The organism is uncultured Lutibacter sp. (assembly GCF_947495725.1).
Taxonomy (GTDB): Bacteria; Bacteroidota; Bacteroidia; order Flavobacteriales; family Flavobacteriaceae; genus Lutibacter.
The window spans coordinates 1-221 of the sequence record NZ_CANLZZ010000027.1 but is presented as its reverse complement, the minus strand read 5'-3'; the positions used below and the strand labels follow the sequence as shown (position 1 = coordinate 221).

Here is a 221-nt window from a genome sequence, read left to right as displayed (position 1 = left end):
TCTAAAGAATTATTTAAAACCGTTGTTCCATCAACAGCTACATCATTATTTAAATGGGTTTTACCATCTACGTTAAGGATTCCAGATAAATTAGTTGGAGCACTATTTTTAACATTTAGAGAGTTATTTAAGTTGGAAGCACCGTCAATAGTAAGTGTTCCCGTTAAAAGAGTAGGTTTTTGATTATTAACACTTAACTGATCATTTAAGTTAGTTGTGCC

The 221-nt window shown here is 31.2% G+C and carries 1 protein-coding gene; it reads right to left on the bottom strand.

The window, feature by feature from the left end:
• On the bottom strand, nt 1-221 hold a 221-nt coding region (locus Q0776_RS17760; RefSeq protein WP_298371365.1), incomplete at both ends, for a hypothetical protein.